This window comes from Lapillicoccus sp., assembly GCF_025353065.1.
In the GTDB taxonomy this organism is placed as follows: Bacteria; Actinomycetota; Actinomycetes; order Actinomycetales; family Dermatophilaceae; genus Lapillicoccus.
On record NZ_JANXRJ010000207.1, the window covers coordinates 1 to 8,345 of the forward strand.

The window sequence follows — 8,345 nt, forward strand, 5'->3', positions numbered from 1 at the left end:
CAGCCCCGCCCAGCGCAAGGTCATCTGGCGCCGCGACGGGCACTGCACCTACCCCGGCTGCACCATCCCCGCGCAGTGGACCGACGTCCACCACGTCACCTGGTGGGCCCGCTCAGGCCCGACCGACATCGCCAACGGCGCCCTGCTCTGCGGGCGCCACCACACCCTGGTCCACGACCGTGACCTCACCGCCGACATCGACACCACCGGCGTCACCTGGCACCTCTGACCACCCCGCCCCGCACCCCGCCCACGGCGGGGTCACAGTCACGCCCAAGTGGCGCGGCCCGCTCCCACCTCGGCCCTTCTTGGGTCGTCCAGGGCTCGTCCAGGTTCGTCTAGGGTCGGCTCCCATGGCGAGGACCCGGCGCGGCGCAGGTGACCCGGCCGCGAGCGCCCCCCATGTCACGCTCGTGTCCGACGACCGGGGCGGCGTCACGATCGTCCTCGACGGGTCCCCGCAGTCCCACGTCCAGCTCAGTGATCCGGGCCTGCTCGCCTTCGAATACGTCCAACACCTCGCTCTCGTCCTCGACACACTTCCCGGCGGCCCGATCGCCGTGACCCACGTCGGGGGTGCCGGGATGACCCTGCCCCGATACGTCGAGCACACCCGGCCCGGCTCACCCCAGATCGTCCTCGAGCCGGACGCCGCACTCACCGAGCTCGTCCGCCGCGAGCTACCGCTCCCCCGGCAGCACCGGATCCGGGTCCGCCCGACGGACGGGCTCACCGGTACTGCGGCCCTGGGCGACGACAGCGCCGACGCCCTCGTCCTCGACGCGTATGCCGTGGGCCGGGTCCCCGCGGAGCTGACCACCGTCGACTACCTTCGGGACGTCGCGCGAGTGCTGCGCCCCGGTGGAATCGCGCTTCTCAACCTCGCCGACGAGCCGGGGATGCGATACGTGACAAGGGTGCTGGCGTCGCTCCGCGACGTCGGAGCATTCGGCGCACTTGCTCTCGTGGCGACCCAGGACGTGCTCAAGGGCCGACGGTTCGGCAACGTCGTGGTGGCCGCCTCCCGCGGCGGTGAGCTCGACATCGCCGGCTTGGCTCGGTCGGTCGCGCGGGCAGCGTTCCCGACCGGGGTCCGCTCGGGCGCCGACGTGACCCGGATGGCACGCTCGGGTCGGCCCTTCGTGGAGGGTGACCGAGCGGCGTCCCCGGTGCCACCCGCGGCCGGAGCGTGGCGCGTTCGGTGACGTTCAGTTCATTGGACACGGTGTGACGTGGATCACACTGGCTGGGAGCTCACTGTGCAGGCGGGCTGGTGAGTCTCGAAAAGCACCGTGACGCAACGGAATTGGGGTCTGGTCTCGGGCCCTCAGGACCGTAACACCCAGAGAACATGCGGTTTCTTGACCAGATCTTGTGATCTTTTGGGTAGAGGCGAAATGTCCGTTTCCGCCATGTTTGGGCTGTCGCCCAGCGGCGGCAACGGCGCCCGCTCCCGGGAAGGCTCTCTACCCCGAAGAGAGTCGACCAGACCCGTAAAGGGCCCCTCCACTCATGACCGCCACCCTCACGCCGCGCACTTCGGCGTCCCCAGAAACACCCTCCCGACCGGGGCTGCCCGGCCATGAGAGGTCCCTGACGACCCGACGCGTCCGTCGCGCCCGTCGCGTGATCGCCGCCCGACGGCGCGCCCCGGACCGCGCCTTCCGCCCCGACATCGAGGGCCTGCGCGCGATCGCCGTCCTCGCCGTCGTCGTCTACCACGCCGGCCTCGGCCTCCCCGGCGGATACGTCGGCGTCGACGTCTTCCTGGTCATCTCCGGGTTCCTCATCACCAAGCAGCTCGCCCGGATGGTCAGCACCAAGGGCCTGCGGTCACTGCCGACCTTCTACGCGCACCGGGTCCGCCGACTCCTGCCGGCGGCAGTCCTCGTGGTCGTGGTCACGACCATCGCCTTCCGTTTCTGGGGCCCGCCGCTGAAGGTGCGGGACGTCGCGATGGACGCGCTCTTCACCGCTTTCTCAGGCCTGAACTACCGGCTCGCTGCCGTCGGTACCGACTACCAGCACATGGGCGCGGCCGCCTCGCCGCTGCAGCACTTCTGGTCGCTGGCGGTGGAGGAGCAGTTCTACGTCGTCTGGCCTCTGGTTGTCGCGGCGGTCCTGCTCCTCGGGCGACGCGCGGGTCGCCCGCTGCTCGTCGGCGTCGTCGTCCTCGTCATCGCGTTCTCCTCCTGGCAGTCCGCCGTGCTCACCCAGGTGTCGGCCCCGTGGGCGTACTTCTCGATGCACACCCGGGCGTGGGAGCTCGGGGTCGGTGCCCTCCTCGCCCTGACCGCGCCGACACTCGCCCGGCTGAACCGCCGGCTGGCGGGCCTCCTCGCCGTCGCCGGACTCGCGGCGGTGGTCGCGGGCGCGCTCCTCTACTCCGATGCCACCCCCTTCCCGGGCACGGCCGCGTGGCTGCCGGTGGGTGGCGCCGCGGCCGTCATCGCGGCCGGGTGCGGACCGCGGGTCCTCGCCGAGCGCCTCCTCGCCGAGCCCCTCATGCAGTGTCTCGGCCGGATCTCCTACTCGTGGTACCTCTGGCACTGGCCGATGCTCGTGATCACGCCGTATGCCGTGGGGCGCACCCTCTCGGGTTGGGAGCGCGGGGCCGTCGTGTGGCTCTCGCTGGTCGCCGCCCTGGCCTCCTACGTCTGGGTCGAGCAGCCGGTCCGGCTGGTCTCCTGGCCGACCTGGGGCTGGATCGGCAGCGGTGGCCTCCTCTCCGCTGCCGTCGTGGCCTGCTCCCTGATCGTCGTCGCCCTCGGCCCGGCCACCGTCGGGACAGGTGCCGCCGCACAGCTCGGGAGCGTGGCCGCCGGGGCGACCGGACCGGCACCCGGCAGCGTCGGGGCGAGCGGAGTGCCGGCCGCCGCACCGTCCGCGGCACAGCTGATCGCGCAGACCGTCGCCGCTGCCGTCGACATCCGGGCGGTTCCCTCCAACCTCACCCCCCGCCCCGAGGCTGCGGCGGACTCGCTCCCCGCGACCTCGACGAACGGCTGCCACGCCGCGTTCACGGCCACGACCCAGGGAGCCTGCGTCTACGGTGATCCCGCCGCGACCCGGACGGCCGTCCTGTTCGGCGACTCGCACGCGGAGCAGTGGCAACCCGCACTGGATCTCCTGGGTCAGCAGCTGCACTGGCGGATCGTCAGCTGGACCAAGTCCGCCTGTCCGGCGGGTCGGCTCACTGTCTTCAACTCCGCCCTCAACCGGGACTATACGGAGTGCGACACCTGGCGCGCGGCGACGGTGCAACGGATCGGCGCCCTCAGGCCGACTCTCGTCATCATGAGCCAGTCCGAGAACGTCGCCGCCAGCAGCGTGAGGCCAGAGGCGTTCTCGTCAGCGGCGGTGCAGACGATCGACGCGCTGCGCGCGGTGGGTGTCCAGCGGATCGCCTACGTGCAGGACATCCCGACCCCCGGCAACGACCTGCCCGGATGCGTCGCCACCCACCTCGACGACGCGAGGGCCTGCGGCTACGACCGCTCCGCGGCATACCTCTATCCGGAGCGACACGCCGCGATGGCTCCCGCCCTCGCGGCGGCGAAGGTCACCGTCCTCGACCCGGCGCCGTGGTTCTGCACGGACACCCGCTGCCCGGCGATCGTCGGCAACGTCCTCGTCTACCGCAACTCGTCCCACATGACCGTGCCGTTCAGCCGCTGGCTCGCACCGGCGCTGGCGCCAGCCCTCACGACCACCGGAGCCTGACGTGTTCATCGCCATCCTGCAGCTTCGCCATGCCCTGACGGAGCACGGCCACCTCTACCTCTTCATCTTCTACGTCGCGCTCACCTGGCTGGTGTGGCTCGCCAAGATCGTGCTGGCGAACCGCTACCGCCCCTGGAAGACGCCGGTCGAGGTCACGACGAGCGTCATCATCCCCGTGGTCGACGAACCCCTCGACCTCTTCCGCGACGTGCTGCGACGGATCGTCGAGCAACGGCCGACCGAGACCATCGTCATCATCAACGGACCGCGCAACACGGAGCTCGAGGCGGTCTGCGAGGAGTTCCCCACCGTGGTCTGGACGTGGACCCCGGTGGCCGGCAAGCGCAACGCCGTGCGCGTCGGTGTCGAGCGCTGCGTCGGAGAGATCGTGCTGCTCGTGGACAGCGACACGATCTGGACCACCGGGACCCTGCACGAGCTGATGAAACCGTTCGCCGACAGGCGGATCGGTGGTGTCACGACCAGGCAACGGATCCTCGAGCCGGAGCGCAGCTTCTACACCCGGTGGGCCGACTGGCTCGAGAACACGCGGGCTCAGTACTCGATGCCGGCGCAGAGCGTGCTCGGCTCGGTCGGCTGCCTGCCCGGGCGCACCATCGCCTTCCGTCGCTCGATCCTCGTCGACGTGATGGACGACTTCATGAGCGCCCGGTTCCTCGGTGTCTTCCTCGAGGTCTCGGACGACCGGACGCTCACCAACCTGACTCTGCGCAAAGGGTTTCGCACGGTCTACCAGTCGACGAGCCTCGTCTACACCGATGCCCCGCTCCAGCTGCGCAAGCTGCTCAAGCAGCAGCTGCGCTGGTCGCGCGGGAGCCAGTACAACACCCTCCGGATGCTGCCCTGGATGCTGCGGCACACTCCGATGCTCGCCTTCTTCTTCGTCAGCGACATCGTCATGCCGCTCCTGCTCTTCACGATCCTGATCGCCTGGGTGATCAGGACGGCGAACCACAGCGACGTCAACCTGTATGCCGGCCTGCTGGACGTCGAGGGTCGCGCCTGGATGATCCCGGCGATCGTCACGATCACCGTCCTCGTCTCGGCGATCTCGATGACGATGCGTCAGCTGAGGCACATCGAGGAGCGGCCGGTCGACCTGTTCTGGATGCCGGTCTACGTCCTCTTCAGCACCCTCTTCCTGATGCCGATCCGCGCCTTCGGGTTCATCCGGCTGGGACACGTGGGGGGCTGGGGGACCCGTGCCGCGGCATACAGCGCGGACCAGGCCGATACCCCCTCGCCGACCCTCACGGCCCTGTCCACCCTTCCCCGCACCGCCTCCGCAACCACCGCCTCCCGCACCGCAACGCAGCTCCCGGCCCTGGTCAGCGGCGACCCCCGTGCCCTCGTCCCCTACCTCCTCGTGTCCGCCCTCGTCCCCCTCGGAGTTCTCTATGACATCCACGTCCACTGACCCCGGCTCCGTTCCGGAGGCCGCCCCCCGACTCGAGCCGGAGGTCACCCCGGCGAACGACGGCATCGTGCGCGTCAGCAAGCTCAACCTCTCGCTGCTCGCCTTCGCATTGGTCTCCATCTGCGCCGGGCTCTACCTCTCACCGATCTCCAGCCCGCTGCGCAGCCAGGTCCAGCAGGAGCTGGCACGCCCGGGCGCCGTGGTGGCGGCACTAGGGGGGAAGGCGCCGAGCAGCTATGGCGGGACGGCGAACTCGTCGAGGACGCCGGCCCCGTCGACCACGAGATATGTCACGAAGTACTCCTCGAAGCCTTCCGTCTCACCGTCGAAGACGTCGGCGACATCGCGCTCCCCGCTCCCCTCCCCCTACGGCAGCGGCGCCCTCACCAACCCGGCGCTCTACCGCCTCCCCGGGACCTACTACGGGTCCCTGTTACCGTCCGTGTCCGTCGGTGGCATCTACCGGGCGGCCCCGACCCCCTCCCCCTCCTCGGGCCGTCCCAGTACGCCGACCCCCTCGCGCCCCTCGACGCCAGCACCGGTGACGACGACGACGCCACCCGTCACCGCAGCCAAGACGGCCTGCTGGCAGTTCGCCTGGCAGCAGGACGCCCAGGCGGTCTACGTCGCGAACCTGTCCGACCCCTACGGCCTCGACGGCGCGCCCGGACCCTACGACAGCGACGGCATCGCCTGCTCCGGCCTGCCCGTCGACCCGAGCCGGTCGCCGTCGACCCCCATCGGGCAGTACGTCCCGCCCACCGCCTCCGCGGAGACGAAGGCGGCGATCGTCGGGTCCAAGAACGCCTTCTACGGCTTCACCCAGGACGGGCTGCCCGGGGACCTGTCGATGTTCGACGACCTCGAGGCCGCGGCCGGCAAGGCGCCGAGCACCGTTGGCTGGTACCAGACCTTCGACCAGACCTTCCGGGGTGACCTCGTCCAGCAGTCGTGGTCGCGGGGCGCGCTTCCGGTGTTCACCTGGATGCCGATGGACTCCGGTTCCGGCACCTCCTACAGCCTCTCGACCATCATCGACGGCAGCCACGACGACTACCTGCGCAAGTTCGCCGGCGACATCGTCCGGACCAACCTCCCCGTGGTCATCCGGTTCGGGCACGAGATGAACGGCAGCTGGTACGGCTGGTCGGCCGGCCGCACCGAGTGGAACAACTCTCCCGCGAAGTACAAGGCCGCGTGGATCCACGTGTGGCAGGTCTTCCAGTCCGTCGGGGCCAACGACAACACCATCTGGCTCTGGTCCCCCAGCCGCGTCGACAACCTCAAGCCGTCGGCGACGAACGGGATCACCGCGATGGCCGACGACTACCCGGGCGACCAGTACGTCGACTGGGTGGGTGCCTCGGTCTACCTCCGCCACGCCGCGACCGGCTCGGACTACTCCGCCACGTTCGGCAAGACGATCTCCGCCCTGGAGGCCGTGACGACCAAGCCGATCTTCTTCGCCGAGGTCGGGGCCATCGAGACCGACGGCACCACCGACGAGGCAGGCCTCAAGACGACCTTCATCCACAACACCCTGACCGCCTTCGCGGGCGACCCCCGCATCGTCGGCTTCCTCTGGAACAACAACGTCTCCGCCCAGGTCGTCGACGGCCAGCAGGTTTCCAACGACTGGCGATTCACCTCCAACGTGCCATCGGCGCAGATGTTTGCCGCCGACATCGCCGCCCCCCGGTTCCGGACGGGCCTCAACACCTCCAACTGACCGGCTCCCTCCCCGGCATACCGGTCACCCCTTCCCCTCACCACAGGAGTCACCATGAAGCTCTCCGTCATCGGCACCGGATATCTCGGTGCCACCCACGCCGCCGCCATGGCCGAGATCGGCCACGAGGTCGTCGGCATCGACGTCGACGCCGCCAAGATCGAGTCGCTGCGAGGCGGCACCGTGCCCTTCCACGAGCCGGGGCTGCCCGAGCTGCTCGCCAAGGGTCTGGCCGGCGGCCGGCTCAGGTTCACGACCGACTTCGCCGCGGCTGCCGACTGCGTCGTCCACTTCGTCTGCGTCGGCACACCCCAGCGCAAGGGCGAGAACGCCGCCGACCTCACCTACGTCGACGCCGCCGTCGCCGCGCTGATCGAGCACCTGCCGGTGGGTTCGCTCGTCGTCGGGAAGTCGACGGTGCCGGTGGGCACCGCCGAGCGGCTCGCCGGCCTGGTCGAGGCGGCCGGGAGCGACCTCGCCTGGAACCCCGAGTTCCTGCGCGAGGGCAAGGCGGTCCAGGACACGCTGCGCCCCGACCGGATCGTCATGGGGGTCACCGGCGAGCGCGCCGAGAAGCTGCTGCGCGACGTCTACGAGCCGATCGTGTCGCTGGGCACACCGGTCATCGTGACCGACCTGCCCACCTCGGAGCTGGTCAAGGTCTCGGCGAATGCCTTTCTCGCCACGAAGATCTCGTTCATCAACGCCATCGCGGAGGTGTGCGAGGTCGTCGGTGCCGACGTGACGATGGTCGCCGAGGCGATCGGGCACGACGCGCGGATCGGGCACCGCTTCCTCGGCGCCGGCCTCGGCTTCGGCGGCGGCTGCCTGCCTAAGGACATCCGGGCGTTCATGGCGCGGGCCGAGGAGCTCGGCGTCGACCAGGCCCTGAACTTCCTGCGGGAGGTTGACGCCATCAACGTCCGCCGCCGTGCCCGGACCGTCGACCTGGCCCGCGAGATGTGCGGCGGGTCGCTCGCCGGCGCCCGGGTCGGCGTCCTCGGCGCGGCCTTCAAGCCCGACTCGGACGACATCCGCGACTCACCGGCGCTCGACGTCGCCCTCGCGGTCCAGCAGGCTGGCGCCGCCGTCCGGGTCTACGACCCCTACGCGATGGACAACGCCCGGATCAGCTTCCCGACCCTCGCCTATGCTGCGTCCGCCACCGCCGCCTGCCACGACGCCGATGTCGTGCTCCACCTGACCGAGTGGGCCGAGTTCCGGGAGATGGAGCCGTCGGTGCTCTCCGAGGTGGTCCGCGGCCGCAACATCGTCGACGCCCGCAACGCGCTCGACCGCGAGCGCTGGACCGCCGACGGCTGGATCCACCGCTCCCTCGGCCGTCGCTCGATCTGACCGCCCCCGCCCCACCCCTAACGTCCGCACGTAAGGGACACCGGTGTCCCGTCGTCGCAGACGTTAGCGGTCGCCTCGCACAACGTCCGCGGTAACGCG

Annotated in this window: 6 protein-coding genes; all 6 read left to right on the top strand. The window is 70.3% G+C overall.

Annotation, left to right across the window (positions count from 1 at the left end; translation table 11 throughout):
- Positions 1–229 (top strand): HNH endonuclease signature motif containing protein (locus tag Q0R63_RS15855; protein ID WP_295699290.1); only part of this gene is annotated, 229 nt, incomplete at its 5' end.
- A 124-nt stretch (positions 230–353) separates the two neighbouring features.
- Positions 354–1,205: a fused MFS/spermidine synthase gene (locus Q0R63_RS15860; RefSeq protein WP_295699293.1), complete on the top strand. Its 852-nt coding sequence runs from the start codon at positions 354–356 to the stop codon at positions 1,203–1,205.
- 421 nt (positions 1,206–1,626) lie between these two features.
- On the top strand, positions 1,627–3,723 hold the full coding sequence (locus tag Q0R63_RS15865) for an SGNH hydrolase domain-containing protein (RefSeq protein WP_295699294.1): 2,097 nt from the start codon (positions 1,627–1,629) through the stop codon (positions 3,721–3,723).
- Position 3,724: 1 nt separating this feature from the next.
- Complete coding sequence (locus Q0R63_RS15870) at positions 3,725–5,161, top strand: glycosyltransferase family 2 protein (RefSeq protein WP_295699295.1); 1,437 nt, start codon at positions 3,725–3,727, stop codon at positions 5,159–5,161.
- Positions 5,142–6,890, top strand: a complete 1,749-nt coding sequence (locus Q0R63_RS15875) for a glycosyl hydrolase (protein WP_295699296.1) — start codon at positions 5,142–5,144, stop codon at positions 6,888–6,890. The genes Q0R63_RS15870 and Q0R63_RS15875 overlap by 20 nt, the downstream gene beginning before the upstream one ends.
- A gap of 54 nt (positions 6,891–6,944) precedes the next feature.
- A complete protein-coding gene (locus Q0R63_RS15880) occupies positions 6,945–8,246 on the top strand; it encodes a UDP-glucose/GDP-mannose dehydrogenase family protein (protein WP_295699297.1) in 1,302 nt (433 codons plus the stop codon).
- The last annotated feature ends 99 nt before the right edge of the window (positions 8,247–8,345 follow it).

Bases quoted from the DNA above. Each gene is read 5' to 3' on its own strand.
- Q0R63_RS15860 (WP_295699293.1), top strand. From the start codon at position 354: ATGGCGAGGACCCGGCGCGGCGCAGGTGACCCGGCCGCGAGCGCCCCC.
- Q0R63_RS15880 (WP_295699297.1), top strand. From the start codon at position 6,945: ATGAAGCTCTCCGTCATCGGCACCGGATATCTCGGTGCCACCCACGCC.
- Q0R63_RS15875 (WP_295699296.1), top strand. From the start codon at position 5,142: ATGACATCCACGTCCACTGACCCCGGCTCCGTTCCGGAGGCCGCCCCC.